General features: G+C 46.9%; 15 protein-coding genes. 11 read left to right on the top strand and 4 right to left on the bottom strand.

Features of this window, described 5'->3' with window-relative positions:
* Positions 1 to 879: an NAD(P)-dependent oxidoreductase gene (locus LZG74_RS24170; protein ID WP_233799045.1), complete on the top strand. Its 879-nt coding sequence runs from the start codon at positions 1 to 3 to the stop codon at positions 877 to 879.
* A 43-nt stretch (positions 880 to 922) separates the two neighbouring features.
* Here LZG74_RS24170 and LZG74_RS24165 read toward each other — a convergent pair whose 3' ends face one another.
* Positions 923 to 1,213 carry a hypothetical protein gene (locus LZG74_RS24165; protein ID WP_233799044.1) on the bottom strand — a complete coding sequence of 97 codons (291 nt, stop codon included), beginning with the start codon at positions 1,211 to 1,213 and terminating at the stop codon, positions 923 to 925.
* Positions 1,214 to 1,306: 93 nt separating this feature from the next.
* Here LZG74_RS24165 and LZG74_RS24160 point away from each other — a divergent pair, with 93 nt between their 5' ends.
* The 3 genes from LZG74_RS24160 to LZG74_RS24150 are packed head-to-tail and all read left to right on the top strand — an operon-like array spanning position 1,307 to position 3,806.
* Positions 1,307 to 3,247, top strand: a complete 1,941-nt coding sequence (locus LZG74_RS24160; protein ID WP_233799043.1) for an SGNH/GDSL hydrolase family protein — start codon at positions 1,307 to 1,309, stop codon at positions 3,245 to 3,247.
* 51 nt (positions 3,248 to 3,298) lie between these two features.
* Positions 3,299 to 3,538: a hypothetical protein gene (locus LZG74_RS24155; protein ID WP_233799042.1), complete on the top strand. Its 240-nt coding sequence runs from the start codon at positions 3,299 to 3,301 to the stop codon at positions 3,536 to 3,538.
* Positions 3,522 to 3,806: a type II toxin-antitoxin system RelE/ParE family toxin gene (locus LZG74_RS24150; RefSeq protein WP_233799041.1), complete on the top strand. Its 285-nt coding sequence runs from the start codon at positions 3,522 to 3,524 to the stop codon at positions 3,804 to 3,806. Before LZG74_RS24155 ends, LZG74_RS24150 begins: the two co-directional genes overlap by 17 nt.
* Position 3,807: 1 nt before the next feature.
* Here the strand turns inward: LZG74_RS24150 and LZG74_RS24145 are convergent, their stop codons facing one another.
* Together LZG74_RS24145 and proC are read right to left on the bottom strand one after the other, a co-directional pair.
* Complete coding sequence (locus tag LZG74_RS24145; RefSeq protein ID WP_233799040.1) at positions 3,808 to 4,716, bottom strand: DUF1338 domain-containing protein; 909 nt, start codon at positions 4,714 to 4,716, stop codon at positions 3,808 to 3,810.
* 69 nt (positions 4,717 to 4,785) lie between these two features.
* Positions 4,786 to 5,589 (bottom strand): pyrroline-5-carboxylate reductase, encoded by an 804-nt coding sequence (gene proC / locus LZG74_RS24140; protein ID WP_026631723.1) that lies wholly within the window; start codon positions 5,587 to 5,589, stop codon positions 4,786 to 4,788.
* 312 nt (positions 5,590 to 5,901) lie between these two features.
* On the opposite strand from proC, the gene LZG74_RS24135 reads away from it, so the two are divergent.
* The 7 genes from LZG74_RS24135 (at position 5,902) to LZG74_RS24105 (ending at position 15,367) form a co-directional block, all read left to right on the top strand.
* Positions 5,902 to 9,327, top strand: a complete 3,426-nt coding sequence (locus tag LZG74_RS24135; RefSeq protein WP_233799039.1) for a DUF2126 domain-containing protein — start codon at positions 5,902 to 5,904, stop codon at positions 9,325 to 9,327.
* Positions 9,328 to 9,357: 30 nt separating this feature from the next.
* The gene (locus tag LZG74_RS24130; protein WP_233799038.1) at positions 9,358 to 11,913 is read left to right on the top strand and encodes a circularly permuted type 2 ATP-grasp protein; all 2,556 of its coding nucleotides are present in this window, start codon (positions 9,358 to 9,360) and stop codon (positions 11,911 to 11,913) included.
* Positions 11,903 to 12,778, top strand: coding sequence for a transglutaminase family protein (locus tag LZG74_RS24125; protein WP_233799037.1), 876 nt, complete (start codon positions 11,903 to 11,905; stop codon positions 12,776 to 12,778). The genes LZG74_RS24130 and LZG74_RS24125 overlap by 11 nt, the downstream gene beginning before the upstream one ends.
* A 172-nt stretch (positions 12,779 to 12,950) precedes the next feature.
* Complete coding sequence (locus tag LZG74_RS24120; protein ID WP_026631727.1) at positions 12,951 to 13,931, top strand: pyruvate dehydrogenase complex E1 component subunit beta; 981 nt, start codon at positions 12,951 to 12,953, stop codon at positions 13,929 to 13,931.
* A 34-nt stretch (positions 13,932 to 13,965) separates the two neighbouring features.
* Positions 13,966 to 14,349, top strand: coding sequence for a TraR/DksA C4-type zinc finger protein (locus LZG74_RS24115; RefSeq protein WP_026631728.1), 384 nt, complete (start codon positions 13,966 to 13,968; stop codon positions 14,347 to 14,349).
* Positions 14,350 to 14,478: 129 nt separating this feature from the next.
* Complete coding sequence (locus LZG74_RS24110) at positions 14,479 to 14,739, top strand: DUF6922 domain-containing protein (RefSeq protein ID WP_233799036.1); 261 nt, start codon at positions 14,479 to 14,481, stop codon at positions 14,737 to 14,739.
* Positions 14,729 to 15,367, top strand: coding sequence for a nucleotidyl transferase AbiEii/AbiGii toxin family protein (locus LZG74_RS24105; protein WP_233799035.1), 639 nt, complete (start codon positions 14,729 to 14,731; stop codon positions 15,365 to 15,367). The genes LZG74_RS24110 and LZG74_RS24105 overlap by 11 nt, the downstream gene beginning before the upstream one ends.
* A gap of 1 nt (position 15,368) precedes the next feature.
* Here LZG74_RS24105 and LZG74_RS24100 read toward each other — a convergent pair whose 3' ends face one another.
* Positions 15,369 to 16,592, bottom strand: coding sequence for an exonuclease subunit SbcD (locus LZG74_RS24100; RefSeq protein ID WP_233799034.1), 1,224 nt, complete (start codon positions 16,590 to 16,592; stop codon positions 15,369 to 15,371).
* Between the last annotated feature and the right edge of the window lie 37 nt (positions 16,593 to 16,629).

Raw genomic sequence — 16,629 nt, 5'->3', positions numbered from 1 at the left:
ATGTCTCAGAAAATAGCATTTATAGGTTTGGGTAACCTGGGAACACCCATCGCAGAAAGTCTCATTAAGGCCGGCTACGAGCTAACCGTTTGGAACAGAACTGCTTCAAAAGCAGATCCGTTGGTCACAATAGGGGCGAAAGTCGCTGAAAATGCGATCGACGCCATTGAAACGGGCGGGATCGTGATTTCGGTGCTTGCAGATGATTCAGTCGTCGAGGAAATTTTCAACATGGAATTGGTCGAAAAGTTGGGAAAAGGCGGTATTCACATTTCCATGAGCACCATTTCGCCCGAAACTTCCCGCCAAATGAGCCAGATACACGACTGGTACGAAGCAACTTATATTGCCGCGCCCATTTTTGCCAGACCGGAAGCAGTGATTGCCGGAGTAGGCAACATTGCCATTTCCGGAAAAGCCGCAGCGAAGGAGATCGCGAAGCCTATTTTGCAGGGATTTGTCAAAGGCATTTATGATTTTGGAGAAGATCCCGGCGCTGCGAATGTGGTCAAACTGGCCGGAAATTTCATGATCGCAGCGAGTTTGGAAATGATGGGCGAAGCATTTACGATGGCTGAGAAAAACGGAATTTCCCGTCAAAGCATTTACGAAATGCTAACCCAAACATTGTTTGCCGCGCCGATTTTCCAGAATTACGGGAAATTTGTGGCCAACAATGTTTACGAACCGGTTGCATTCAAGCTGGCTTTGGGCCTGAAAGACATTAACCTGACATTACAAACCGCTTCGGACGTGCATGTCCCTATGCCGATGGCGGATCTGATCCGTAACCGTTTTATTTCTGCATTAGCCAAAAAGCGGGATAATCTGGATTGGAGCGCGCTGGCGCAAGGTGCGTCCGATGACGCCGGGGCATAAAAAAAGGCTGCATTTGCAGCCTTTTTCATTGATTAGCAACGAATTAATTATTCTCGCTAAATTCAAGTAACATCTCATCACTTATATTATTCTTCTCTTTGAAGTCAGAAACCGTTTCTGTGAAAGAAGTATGAAGACCTTCTACGAGTTCAAGGTTTTTATAAATACCGTCGTAGATTTCATTTAGTGTTTTATCCAAACCCTGAACATTCAAATTCATGTTCTCCGTCTCGATCTGACCTATTTTTTTGATCACTGCAGTCTCACTGTTTTTCAAATCCTCGATTTCACGAAGGACTTTCTCCATAGTCTTATATTTCTCGATCTTATCCATAAGTCTTGTTTATAGTTTGCTGTAACACTTAAAATATCATACCAATACGGAAAATTCACCGGTAAATCCGGTCTTCATTTTCCTTTGTTTGCCATGATTAGGAGAAAATTAGCGTTTATAACTCTCGTGCTTTTTGTGATGTCTGGGCCGGTTATTCAAGCTCAGTCCAATGAAAAGACATCATTCTGGAAGGGATTTGTGAAGGTGGAATTCACCTTTGAGAATAGGAATGCTTGGTATGTGAAACCGCAGAAGGCCGCGGCCGGCAACCCCTGGGTGTGGCGCGCACATTTCCCCACCTGGCACACGGAGATGGATAGTATACTGCTGTCTCGTGGCTTTCACATTGCTTATATCAACACCAACGACATGTTTGCCCATCCCAAGGCCATGCAGGTTTGGGATGCTTTTTATGATTATTTGGTAAACGAAAAACAGTTTGCACCCAAAGTCGCACTCGAAGGCGTAAGCCGGGGAGGCTTGTATGTGTACGGCTGGGCCAAGCGAAATCCTGATAAAGTAAGCTGCATTTATGCCGAAGCGCCCGTTTGCGATCCTAAAAGCTGGCCGGGAGGAAAGGGGAAAGGGCCGGGATCGGAAAAGGATTGGGCTGCATGGCTGAAACTGTTTAACCTTTCGGAAGAGGAAGCTACGAAGTTTACAGACATTCCTTTAAATGATCTGGCGGGTTTGGCGGCTTTCAAAGTGCCTATAATTCATGTTATCGGATTAAAGGACAAGCATGTGCCGGCGGAGGAAAACAGTGATTTATTGGTCAAAAGCTATATGCAGCTCGGTGGCCCGATCAGCGTTTACCCGATGACACGCGGCGAGCAAGAAATGGAAGGGCATCATTTTCCCATCGAGCATCCCGAGTTTTTTGCCAATTTCATTGAGCAGCACAGCGTTCCCGTGCAAAAGTCATTGTCACATCTGGCTTATATTCAGGTTAATAAGGGTTTGGGAAATGCGTTTGAAAAATTCAGAAAAGAGAAAAAGGGAACGGTTGCATTTCTGGGCGGTTCCATCACGCATAACCCTGGCTGGCGCGATAAAACTGCTCAATATCTTCAAGAACATTTTCCGGACACCGACTTTACTTTCATAGCGGCAGGCATCCCGTCGCTCGGGAGCACGCCGCACGCGTTCCGCTTCGAGCGCGACGTGCTGGCAAAAGGCACGCCCGATTTGCTTTTCCTGGAATCGGCCGTGAATGACCGGGGCAATGGTTTCAGCGAAAAAGCGCAGGTAAGAGGCTTGGAAGGGATTTTAAGGCATTTATATGCTGTAAATCCGAATGCTAATGTTGTATTAATGGCCTTCGCTGAGCCCACAAAGAATGCGGAATATGAAAAAGGGAAGGAGCCCATAGAAGTGGCTGTTCATGAGCGCATTGCTAAACATTACGGCACAGCTTACATTAATCTCGCCAGGGAAGTCTATGATCGGATCACCGCAGGGGAATTTTCGTGGAAATACGATTTCAAAGACCTCCATCCTTCGCCCTATGGCCAGGAAGTGTATTTCCAAACCATCAAAGAACTAATCAAAACCGACAGCAGCGCCGCGACAAACGCCGTCAAACTGCCCGCGCCTCTCGACAAATTTTCCTACGAAAAAGGAAGTTACCACGAAGTCGCAGAAGCCAAAAACCTGAAAGGATTCACGCTCGTCTCCGACTGGAAACCCGCAGACAAAACGCCCACCCGCCCCGGCTTCGTCAATGTCCCGATGCTCGTAGGCGAACAACCCAACGCCTCTCTCGACTTTGAATTCCAAGGCCGCGGCATAGGCATAGCCATCATATCCGGCCCCGACGCCGGAAAAGTCACCTACACCATCGACAACAACCCGCCCAAAACCCTCGAAACCTTCACCCCATGGAGCAACCAACTCCACCTGCCCTGGTATCTCATGCTAAACGACGAACTAAAAAGCGGCAAACACAAAGTCCACCTCGCCATCGCTGGGGATAAGAATGAAAAAAGCACAGGAAATGCTTGCCGGATTGTTTATTTTTTAGTGAATGAATGATGGTTTTAAATAGAGGATATTCCGTAAATTGGTAAGATAAAACCACAAACTATGAGCAAGAATGATCTTAAAACCAGCCTGCATGCGCTGATTGATAGCATTGAGGATTCTACTGTTTTGCAGGCTTATCTGATTTTGCTTTCTCGGGAGGCGCAATCACAGGAGGATTTTTGGCATAATGTTGATGATAAGACTAAATCTGCAATCAATGAGGGAATAGCCGACTTTTCTGCTGGTCGCGATGCTAATTTCTTTGAGTATATGAAGTCTTCGCATGGCATTGAACGTTAGGTTATCTGATCGGGCGAGGGCGGATATAGAAGATATTTCAACTTATCTAGCCGAAAACTTCTCGGAAAAGGCAAAAATTGATTTCCTGATCAGGCTGACCGATCAGCTTAAATTGATCAGTGAAATGCCACTCATGTTCAGAGCTTCCACCACAAAAGCCGGGGTACGGGAATGCGTTTTGAACAAACATACAATCATCTACTATCAGGTTACGGATGAGCTTGTTAAGGTGCTAACTATCCGTAATACAAAGAGGGACAACGCTTAGCTCACTTCCCAGTCTGCGTGGTGTATGTACTTTCAAAGATCTTATCGGCGTTGGCGGCTTCGAAGCCGTCTCGGCGGTGTTTTCTGGTGATTTCGGCTGGGGGGATGTTTTGGAATTGAGGGAGGATTTTTCTTTCGGCGAATTCTACGTAGGAGCCGGAAATTTCCAGGTGTTCGTTGTTGGCGAATTTCGCGTTGATCATTTCGGCAATGGTTGCACTTTGTAGCAGGCCGCCGTCTGGACTGATCTTTATTTTTCCTCCTGAAGTGTTTAAGCGAATGCCATTCTTTTCCAGAAACTCATTGAATGCTGCCACGGTGTTGTAACCTTCCGGCAGGTTATGCACGCTGATCGTGAAGTGGTTGAGATAATATCGGTTGTAGATCACCCACGCAGCATATTCGCTTTCCAGCAAAAGGGATTTGTAATCTGCCACCGTCGGCGTGCGCCACAAAGGCTGATGCAGAAATGCGTCGACTTCTGCGCCATTGTCCAGATCCAATGCGTCAACAGGATCACTGGTAACTTCATCGGTATAACTTCTTAAAATGCGCTGGCTTTCGTCGGACAGGTCATTCACCCGCAGTTCACTCACAAAAATACGTGGATCAGTTTCTCTGGGCGGGCTGTACCACCATGCATCGAGCTTTTTCCCTTCGAAAAAATAATGATCGCGCTTTTCGTAACCACAATGCAGGAAGATCTTTTCAAATGATTGCACCCCGAGGTTGGCGACGCCCATCGTGCGGAATGCAATGTGGTCATTTTCAATGTTGTCTGCGCTGGGGACAACGCCATTAGCCATCATTGCATTCAGGATTACACCCACGTCAGGAACGCGCTCTTTGTAGCGGCGCATCAGGCCGTTTAGTACGATGTCCAATGTTTCAAGTCTGTGTGTTGCGCTCATAGTGTTATGTTTTAATGTTGTGTTAACGTGCAGACTATGACGTAATTAGCAAGAAAATGCGCTTTGTAATCAGCCTTTCGACAGTTCGGTTGACCTTACTTGTGCTGCTATGATGCCATTCTTCAAGGTCTCGTCCAGTTTTCCGGCTTCGAATTGCCTTAATGCTGCTTCTGTGGTGCCGCCTTTGGAGGCGACGGCTTTAATCAGCTCGTCCAGCGATTTGTCGGCGGTGTTGATCAGGTGAAACGATCCCAGCATGGTTTGTTTTACCAATAATGCAGCCACAGACTCCTCAAAGCCCATTTGCTTGCCTGCTTCGATCATGGCTTTTACCACGTAAAAGAAATAAGCTGGTCCGCTGCCGCTTAATGCTGTAACCGCATTCAATTGGTCTTCATCTTCCAAAAACACCGAACGCCCCGTCGCATTGATCAGGTTTTCGATTTTCCTTAGTTGATTAATGTCTACTTCCGGCGACGCAGAATAGGCTGTAATGCCCATTCCAAGCATGGCAGGCGTGTTGGGCATAGCGCGGATTACTGCTTTATGGTCGAGCGCATTTTGTATAATTTCAATGGTTACACCGGCCATAATAGAAAGCACAACCTGATTGGGCTTTACCACATCGCGCAGGGACGCGGAAACGGAAGTGAAATCCTGCGGTTTAACAGATAAAATAATAAGATCATATTCACCGATCTGCGGACCAATAATGCCGGTAATGACGCCCGGCTGGAAGCTGTTGAGGCTTTCCATGCGGTCTTCACTTTTCTCTACCAGGAGAAAATCTTCCTTTTTTACCAGATCAAATTTCAGGAACGCGCGGGCGAAGGCCATTCCCATATTGCCGCAGCCGATGATTGCAATTTTCATTGAAGGATAATGTATTTGTATTAAAAGGTTTTGAGCGAATTACGTAACTTTTATACAATTATCGGCTTTGGAAAAACAAATAGCGAAAATTTCCGGCGGAATGAATCCCGCGTGAGGCATGTTAGAAAACATATGCCGTTATTGCAGGGCTTAAATCAGGAATTTTGAAATACAGAGTGGTGGAAATATAATATTCTGCATATGTATTTTTATCCTGCTTAATATTTTGAAAAATTGATATAATACATTTTTTTACAAGCACATACATTCTCGCGAGCCGAATTAACCTAACACTATTGCAATACTTCAATTATGGCTATAAAAGTTGCTATTTCTCATAAAACCAAATACCAGTTTGACCGGAGCGTTTCCCTTTCACCGCACATTTTCCGACTTCGCCCTGCCCCGCATTCCCGGACAGCCATAGAAGGTTATTCATTAAAAATTACCCCCGAAAATCATTTTATAAACTGGCAGCAGGATCCCTTCGGCAATTATCAGGCGCGGGTTGTTTTTCCTGAAAAAACGACTGAATTAAGCGTAGAAGTGGAGGTGATCGCCAAAATGCAGGTGATCAATCCGTTCGATTTTTTTGTGGAAGAATACGCGGAAAAGTATCCGTTTGCCTATGAGCCGACATTAAAAAAGGAACTTGGTCCTTATCTCGAACCGAGAGAGGCGAGTCCGGCGCTGATGGAATGGGTTGAGAAGGCGAAAGTGAACCGTGATATCAAGATCGTGGATTTTTTGGTGCATCTTAATCAGCAGATTTACAACGCAATACATTATAACATTCGCATGGAAGTGGGCGTCCAGACATGCGAAGAAACATTGAACATTCAAAGCGGCTCCTGCCGGGATTCGGCGTGGTTACTGGTCCAGATTCTGAGACATTTGGGCATTGCGTCTCGTTTTGTTTCGGGTTATCTGGTGCAGCTGACTTCGGACATTAAGTCATTGGACGGTCCGAGTGGCCCGGAAGAGGATTTTACGGATCTGCACGCGTGGACGGAGGCTTATGTGCCTGGTGCTGGCTGGATTGGCCTCGACCCGACTTCCGGACTTTTTGCGAGCGAAGGCCACATTCCGCTTTGCTGCACGCCCGATTATGCGAGTGCTGCGCCGGTTTCGGGTGCGACGGACATTTGCGAAGTGACTTTTGAATTTGACAACAAAGTTTTCCGGATCCACGAAGATCCGCGTGTTACCAAGCCTTATACAGAGGAACAATGGGCAGCGGTGATGCAAGTGGGGCATGATGTAGAAAAGGATTTGCAGGAAGGTGACGTGCGCCTGACGATGGGTGGCGAGCCAACATTCATTTCGATCGACGATTTCGAATCTCCGGAATGGAACACGGCTGCGGACGGACCATTGAAAAGACAACTGGCCTATGACCTTTCATTAAGGCTTAAAAAGCGCTTCGCGCATGGCGGATTGCTGCATTTTGGTCAAGGCAAATGGTATCCCGGCGAGCCGTTTCCGAGATGGCAATATGCACTTTACTGGCGCAATGACGGCGTTCCGATGTGGCGTAATGATGATCTGGTAACCAAAGAAGGCCAGACCAAATACACATTCCGTGAAGCTGAAATCTTCACAACCGAACTCACAAAATATCTTGGTTTAGACACCAACAACATTACGCCAGCTTACGAGGACCCGATTTACTGGGCGATGGAAGAGGGGAAATTGCCGGTGAATGTGGACCCTTTGAAAGTGAACCTCAAAGATTCGATTGAAAGAAGGACATTGGCAAAATTGCTTGAAAAAGGCCTTAACAACCCAGCTGGCTTTGTTTTACCTATCAAATGGAATGAGAAAGGACAGCATTGGTCGAGCTCAGCCTGGCAGTTTAAGCGCAACCATTGTTTCCTTGTGCCCGGAAATTCGGCGATCGGTTTCCGTTTGCCGCTGAAATCCTTGCCAGAAGTTGCCAAAGCGCATCGCGAGCAGCCGGTGGAACGCAGTCCGTTTGAAGATTTGCCGCCGCTGATCGATTTCAAGTCGGTTGTAGAGTCGCGTTATGGGTCGGTGGCGCCTCCTTATGAGCTGCCGGTGAATGCTATTTTTGAAGAGGAGGAGGATGATAAGCGACCATTAACCGAAAAAGAGGCGGAAGACAAACTTCTTTTTGAGCTTCCGATTATCAAAACGGCGCTTTGTGTTGAGGAACGGGAGGGAATCATTTATGTATATCTGCCTCCGACGGATTATCTCGAACATTATCTGGACCTGATGGCGTCCATAGAAGCCACGGCGGAAAAGCTGAAAATGCCGGTCCGGATCGAAGGTTATGCTGCGCCAACGGATGCAAGGGTTCAAAAACTGATTGTTACGCCTGACCCCGGGGTGATAGAAGTGAACATTCACCCGGCCAAAAACTGGCAGGAACTCGTTGATAATGTGAGTGCGCTGTATGAAGAGGCCTTCTTTTCAAGATTAGGCACAGATAAATTTATGGTTGACGGACGCCACACCGGAACCGGCGGCGGTAACCACGTGACCATTGGCGGTGCAAAACCTGCCGACAGCCCCATTCTGCGCCGGCCCGATCTGCTGAGGAGCTTGCTGACTTACTGGCAGCATCACCCTGCATTAAGTTACCTTTTTGCAGGACCATTCATTGGCCCTACAAGCCAGGCGCCGCGCATTGACGAAGGCCGGGACGAGAAGCTTTATGAAGTTGAAATTGCATTTGAACAAATTCCCGAAGGAGAAGAAGTGCCATTCTGGATGGTTGACCGCATTTTCAGGAACTTGCTGGTGGACATTACGGGCAATACGCACCGTTCGGAATTCTGCATGGATAAGCTTTATTCACCTGATTCCGCAACGGGACAACTCGGGATTCTGGAATTCCGCGCATTCGATATGCCGCCGCACAAGCATATGAATCTTGTCCAAACATTGCTTGTAAGAGCATTGATTGCGAAGTTTTGGAAAAACCCATATAAGCACAAGCTCATCCGTTGGGGAACGGAACTTCACGACCGTTTCCTGCTGCCGCATTTTGCTTACCTGGATATGGTGGATGTGGTAAAGGATTTGAAAGATGCGGGCTATAACTTTGATATTTCCTGGTTTGACCCATTCTTTGAGTTCCGTTTTCCGCATTACGGCGGCATTACGGTGGACAACATTCAGCTCGATCTGCGACTGGGCATCGAGCCCTGGCACGTTTTGGGAGAAGAATTGTCCAACAGCGGCACTGCCCGTTTTGTGGACTCTTCGCTGGAACGCTTGCAGGTGAAAGTGAGCGGATTTGTAGAAGGAAGGCACATTCTGGTTTGCAATGGCTGCCGCGTTCCGCTGCGCAGTTCGGGGATTAAGGGTGAGTTTGTTTCGGGAATTCGATATAAAGCCTGGAACCCGCCATCGGCATTGCACCCGACGATCGGGGCCGATGCGCCGCTCGTTTTTGACATTGTGGATACCTGGAATAACCGTATATTGGGCGGTTGCACTTACTTTGTTTCACATCCGGGAGGCCGTGCTTTTGACACTTATCCGGTGAACAGTTTTGAAGCAGAATCGCGCAAAATAAGCTTGTTCCAAGGTTTTGGGCATACGCCATCTGCCAAGCAGGAAGTGCCTATTCTGGAAAAATCGACGGGTGCGGTGTCACGTTTTATTGCTGAGACGAAGAAAGAAATGAAAAGCGATACGCCGATCGAATTAATTAATCCGGAGTATCCGAATACGCTGGATTTACGTAAATACTGGAAATCAAAATAGATTTTTAGTACAAACCCTACTTACTACATTATGCTTACCGAGGCTCCTGTGGATCTTTTACAATCCTATCAAAACGGACTCACTTCTTATGACGAAGTGCTGGATTTGAACGGGAAGGTAAAGCCGTACTGGAAAGCGCTATTTTCTCAGCTGGAAAGGCTGGGCATGGATGAACTGAAAATCCGGAACCAGGAAATCATCAGCAAGCTCCGGGAAAACGGGGTGACTTATAATGTGTACGGCACGCCCGACGGCCTTAACCGTCCCTGGCAGCTGGACCCTATCCCTTTTTTAATTGAACAAAAAGAATGGAACGGCATTGCAAAAGGCTTGCAGCAGCGCGCAATCCTGATGGATCTGATCCTGAAAGACCTTTACGGACCCAGAAACCTGGTGAAAGACGGCATTATCCCGGCAGAACTCGTTTTTGACAACACCGGCTTTTTCCGCCCGTGCATTGACATAAAAGTGCCGGGCAATAATCAGCTAACCATGTACGCGGCCGATATGTCGCGCGGGCCCGATGGGCAGATGTGGATTGTGGACAACCGCACGCAGGCTCCGTCCGGGTCGGGTTATACATTGGAAAACCGTGTGGTAATGAGCAAGCTGCTTCCCGAACTGGCTGAGGGAATGTATGTTAGCAAGCTGTCGCCTTTTTTTAATAGTCTACAAAACACAGTTTTAAAATTATCGGATAAAAGAAAAGACGCGCCGAACATTGTTTATCTCACGCCGGGGCCAAATAACGAAGCCTATTTCGAGCACGCTTATCTGGCTTCCTACCTGGGTTATACACTCGCGCAGGGCGACGATCTGCTCGTGCGGAATGGCTGCGTTTGGTTGAAATCCATTGATGGTTTGCAAAAAGTGGACGTGATCATCCGCCGTATCGACGACGACTGGTGTGATCCGCTCGAGTTACGCGAAGATTCCCGTTTGGGCGTTCCCGGATTATTGCAGGCCATCAGGCTTGGTAATGTGCAGGTTTTGAACCCGCCGGGAACGAGTGTTCTGGAAAATCATGCGTTTCATGCCTTTATGGGCAATATTTCCAATTATTTTTTAGGTGAAAAACTGATTATGCCCTCCGTGGCCACCTGGTGGTGCGGGCATGTGAAAGAGCTCAATTACGTGCTGGAACACATGGATGAGCTGATCATTAAGAAAGCAAATCGCAAAACGAAATTCAGGTCGATTTACGGGAGGCTGCTGACTTTTGCTGAAAAGGACGAGCTGAAAAAAATGATCATTCAGCGGCCGCACGAGTTTATCGCGCAGCAGGAAGTGAGCTTATCCACAACGCCGTCCCTCATCAATGGCAACATTGAGCCGCGTTATGCTGCATTAAGGGCATTTATGGTAGCAGATGAAAGTGGTTACCACGTGATGCAAGGCGGACTGACGCGGAGCTCACCGGTTAAGGACCGTTTTGTGATTTCAAACCAGTATGGCGGGTTGTCGAAGGACACCTGGATTGTGTCGGATAAAACGGAAGACATTCAGGAAAAGATCGTTCTGACCTCACCGATCTCGGTTAACAAGCACGTCTCGCTCCCCAGCCGCAGCGCGGAAAATCTGTTCTGGATCGGGCGTTATTGCGAGCGGACGATGGCGGTGATCAAGTTTATGAACATTACAATCAATGTGCTTAACCTGGACAGGAATTTCGGCGGCTCGGCCAAGCAGGAGCACATTAAGATCCTGCTGCAATCACTCACACATTTGTCTTCCACTTATCCGGGTTTTCTGGAAGAGGAGGATTTAATGTCAGATCCTTATACTGAGATCATTGACCTGATTTCCAATACCAGCCGTCCAGGCACCATTGCAGCCAATATCGGTGCATTTCTGAATGCTGTTGGAGCGGTGCGGAACCAGTGGGACCAGGAGATCTGGCGGATCGTGGATTTGATTGATAATGGTTATCATGAGATCCGCAATGCGTCGTCGATGCATAACAATAACATTCAGAAAACTCTGGATGGATTGTTCAATAATATGTTCACGTTTTTGGGCGTGATAGCAGAAAGTATGCCGCGCGACAACAGCTTTTTGCTCCTCGAAACAGGCAAGCTGATCGAGCGCATCCTGTCGCGGATCAGTGTTATCCAATCTAATTTTGGTGTAAAAAACACACCTGGTGTTGAAAATGAGCTGATCGAGGCGACATTGATCAACCATCATTTGCTGGTAAATTACCGGCAGATCTATAAGTCGCATTTGAGCGTGGAAGCGATGCTGGATATGGTTTTGTTGGAAAAAACATTGCCTTACTCGCTGGTTTATATGCTCGATGAGCTGAAAAACAACATTAGCAAGCTGCCCGTTACGACCCGTAGCGAGAGGCTTAATGAAGCGCAGAAATTTGTTTTGAAGGCGGCCACATTGGTCAAGCTGGCGGATGTGAGCGATTTGAGCAAATGCAATGTGGGATTGGAAAGACGGGAATTGTTCAACCTCCTTTCGGAAGTATCCAAGCTCATCAGCTCCGTTTCGGTGAGCCTTACAAACATGTATTTCAGCCACACTTTCATGCATCATTCATTTTACGATCCGATGGATTACGATACGGATGAAATATAAGCTGATCCACAAAACGGAATATAAATACGCGGAGGCGGTCAATAATTACCATAGTCTGGTGTGCCTCGCGCCGCGCTCGCTGCCGAATCAGCTGTGCCAGAATTTCGACATTCAAATTTCCCCCGAACCTTCGCAGATCATCGACCGGAAGGATTTTTACGGAAATACAACCCATTATTTCTCCCTGCATTCCCCGCACAAAACGCTTACCGTACTCACAACAGCCATGGTGGAGCGGCTTACCGAGGAAACCGGGTCTTTGTTTTTGCCCTCCGAAATCTCCTGCGAAGCTGCGCGGCAGCAACTCCTGGGCGACCGGGCGCTGAAAATTTCGCTGCTCGAATACATGCTGCCGAGCCCGATGATCAAATGGGATCAGGAGGTGCGGAATTTTGCAAAAGATTGTTTTCAGGAAGGAATGCCGCTATATGCTTGTGTGGAAGCGCTTTGCGCCAAGATTTTCCATGAATTCGATTTTGTTCCGGATTTTACGACTGTACACACGCCTATTAAGGATGTTATTGCAGCTAAAAAGGGTGTTTGCCAGGATTTTTCGCATCTGGCCATTGCCTGCATCCGGGGTTTCGGCTTTGCTGCACGCTATGTGAGCGGCTATCTGGAAACGCTGCCGCCGCCCGGAAAGCAGAAATTACAAGGCTCGGATGCGTCGCATGCCTGGATCTCGGTGTACATTCCCGACTTCGGCTGGTGCGATTTTGACCCGACGAATAACATTGTTCCCGGTGAACGTCACATTGTCACCGCCTGGGGCCGCGATTACAGCGACGTGCCACCATTGAAGGGCATCATTTTCAGTTATGGAAAACACACGCTGAAAGTGGAAGTGGATGTAATTCCCGTGTGAAGAATAGTTAATATAAAGAATTTGAGAATTGGCCTCATTTCTCTAATTTTACACATCATTTTGAAATAAGTATACAAAACGTCTTTTAATGTAACCAAGCAGTTTAAAATCCTGCACATCGCATGGATTGGCAATGGTTTCTTCTAAGAATTAAATAATTATAAAATTACGAATGAAAGAATTAGCATTCAGAGATGCCATTCGCGACGCCATGTCGGAAGAGATGCGCCTTGACAAGAGTATTTTTTTAATGGGAGAGGAAGTTGCAGAATACAACGGTGCCTATAAAGCAAGTCAGGGAATGTTGGACGAATTCGGTCCCGAGCGCGTGATCGATACGCCTATTGCTGAGCTTGGCTTTGCCGGGATCGCAGTAGGAGCTGCCGGAAACGGACTTCGCCCGATCGTTGAATTTATGACTTTCAACTTCTCTCTTGTTGCGATCGACCAGATCATCAACAGCGCAGCGAAAATTCTTTCCATGTCTGCCGGCCAGTATGGCTGCCCGATCGTTTTCCGTGGACCAACCGGTAACGCGGGACAATTGGGGGCGCAGCACTCGCAGAACTTTGAAAACTGGTTTGCTAACACGCCCGGTCTGAAAGTGGTGGTTCCTTCGAACCCATATGATGCGAAAGGACTTTTGAAATCGTCTATCCGCGACAACAACCCGGTGATCTTCATGGAATCGGAAGTAATGTACGGTGATAAAATGCAGGTTCCGGAGGAAGAATACCTGATCCCGCTGGGTAAAGCAGATGTGAAACGTCAGGGCAAGGATGTTACCATTGTTTCTTTTGGTAAAATGATCCCCCGCGTTGTGATGCCAGCCGTTTTGCAATTGGAAAAAGAGGGCATTGACGTGGAAGTGGTTGATTTGAGAACCGTTCGTCCTATCGATTATCCTGCGGTTATTGAATCTGTTAAGAAAACAAACCGCTGTGTGGTTGTGGAAGAGGCCTGGCCGCTTGCATCTATCTCAACAGAAATCACTTATCACATTCAGCGTCATGCATTTGATTACATGGATGCACCGGTGATCCGCGTAACCAACCGCGATGTGCCGCTTCCATACGCACCAACATTGATCGAAGAAATCCTGCCTAGCGTTAAGCGTGTGGTGGAAGCAGTAAAGTCGGTGCTTTACAAATAAGAAGTTAAAGAAAAAGACAAAGCCATTTCTCGTTATGCAAGAAGAACGCACAAGATATTCGGAGGAAGAGTTGAGGGAATTTGAAGAACTCATTCGCGGAAAACTCGAAGCGACAATGAGTGAGCTTAATTATATCAAGGGAGGTTTAAGTAAGAAGAACGACAGTGGTACGGAAATCACTGCTGGTTCGGCCAAGCTTGTAGAAGACGGCGCCGACGCCAGCGAACGTGAGAACCTGAGCCAGTTGGCTGCCAGATTGCAGAAATACTCGATCCAGCTTGAAAATGCCCTGGTCCGCATCAAAAACGGCACATACGGCATCTGCATCGACACCGGCAAGCTGATTCCTAAGGAAAGATTAAGAATCGTTCCTCATACCCAGCAAACCATCGAAGCAAAGCTGAGAAGAGCGAGCTAATTCAGGCTTCTGAAATTTATCGTGAGCGACAAGTGATCTGCGGATGACTTGTCGCTTTTTTTGTTTGTGAAGCGGGAGAATTGCCAGTTATTTGAATTAATGTAAATTTACTTATTGCCTTCAAACAATATGCAGAACACTAACAAACCAAATATTCCATCAAGGCTCCTTTGGGAATTTGATCACGATAGTTTCGATTTTAAAAAATCGTATAAAATTGTAATTGAGCGGGTTTTAGAACGGGGGAATCTGGACAACTGGCGGGAAATGATCAGGTTCTATTCCAAAAGTCAAATTTTGGAGACGATTGAATGGTCATCTCAAATAGATGAAAAGGACAAGCGCTTTTCCAGATTATTCATTAACTCTGACTTTGTGAATGTTGTATAAAGACCCTTTCGTAATTCATCCGGATACGTTTAAGCTGATTCAGCGAATCCAGGCTATTCCTGAGTTGAAAAATTTTTATCTGGTTGGAGGCACTTCCCTCGCATTACAAATCGGACACCGAAATTCCATCGATATCGACCTGTTTACGAATGTAACATTTGAAACAAGTGAATTAATCGAGTTGCTACGCGAATCCTTCAAAGTAGAAGTTGCCTATCAAAAGAGTACAAATAACCTCTTCACCTTTATCGATAACATCAAGACCGATTTCATTCGCCATGATTATACATTGATAAAACAGCCCCAAATAGAAGAAGGAATTACTTTGTTAGGTTTGGAAGATATCGCAGCTATGAAAGTGAATGCCATTATAAATTCCGGCAAGCGACTGAAAGACTTTGTGGACATTTACTTTCTGCTCGAACACTTTTCGCTGAATGAAATTATTTCATTTTTTGAAACAAAGTATCCACACATGAACCCGTTAATTGCATTGAAATCGTTATCCTATTTCTATGATATAGATCCCGAAATGGATCCACCGAAATTGAAGGTTAAGCTGCCAATTTCGAAGATTCAGCAACGCATAGAGCAGGCTATTATCTCAGGAAACAAGCTTTTCCCATAAATCAGTTTTCCTCCTCAGTCCCTAAAACCTCCCTGAAAACCGCCATTAAGCCATCCGAGGGTTCCTGGCCTTTGTTTTTGGTTTTGAAGTATTCCTGGAAGAGCTTTTCCATGCTTAGGGAAAGGTCGATTTCGGAAGTAGTGGTTGCGAGTTCGCTTTTTTTGATTTGGGGGATGATCTGGATGATGCCGGGATGGGCTTCGTTCAGGCGTTTTTTGTCGGTGGCTTCCAGGTAATTGTCGGAAACGATGGTAAGTTCAATGAGGTCTTCACTGTGCTCGCCGAGCCATTCGATGGCTTTGTCAATGTCGTTAAAGCTTCTTCTGCGTAGTTTTTTGCCTTTGGTGAGCTCGATCGGGCGGTAGGAAACGAGCTTTCCGGCTTCTGCTTCTATCAGGACCACATATTTGGTTTGGTTCGCTTCCGAAAAGCTGTATGCGAGCGGGCTGCTGGAATAGATGGCGGGCGCTGGTGTTTTATCAATAACCTGGTAACGGTGCAAATGTCCGAGGGCAATGTAATGTATTTTGTCTGGGAAATTTTCGGTGTAAATGGCTTGTGCGTCACCAATGTGCAGAATAGGGCGCTCCTCCTCAGGCTCCTCGGGCACCGGTTCGCCTTTTTTCATGACGAACAAATGGGTTATGAGTAAATTGAACCCGGCATCATCCAGATACTTGTCTGCCAGTTCCTGCCAATGTTGTTGCAAATGGACGCGAAGCGCTTCTTCTGAATCTTCTACACCCAAAAAAGTCTTCAAACGCTGCTCGTTCGCATAAGGCGTGTGCAGAATTCTTAACGGGAAACGGGCATTAGGAAGCTCAATTTCAACAAATCCTTTCGCAGTCCGAAGAATGTCAACCTTCGCCTGCGTGCAGAATTGCGAGATTTCGGTGTTTGGAAAACCAACAAAAATGATCCCGCAAACTTTCGCCAATGCGTCCGGGACTTGGATGCGTTCCGGGGAATCGTGGTTGCCTGCAATGGCGATCACAGCACGGCTCCCGTTGGCGGAGAGACGGTGTAATGTGCTGTATAATAGCTCTGTGGCTTCCGAAGAAGGATTGAAATTATCAAACAAATCTCCTGCTACGACAACCGCATCGACCTGCTCGGCTTCGGCGATCTCACAAATTTCTGCCAGCACGAGCCGTTGTTCTTCGAGCCTGGAATAATTGTCGAGCTTTTTACCAATGTGCCAGTCGGCGGTGTGGAGGATTTTCATTTTGTGTGATTAATTTAGCGAAAATAACATTTCATCC

It is taken from the genome of Dyadobacter sp. CY327 (genome assembly GCF_021390415.1).
In the GTDB taxonomy this organism is placed as follows: domain Bacteria; phylum Bacteroidota; class Bacteroidia; order Cytophagales; family Spirosomataceae; genus Dyadobacter; species Dyadobacter chenhuakuii.
The sequence above is the reverse complement of the archived record's forward strand: the minus strand, read 5'-3'. Positions and strand labels throughout refer to the sequence as shown.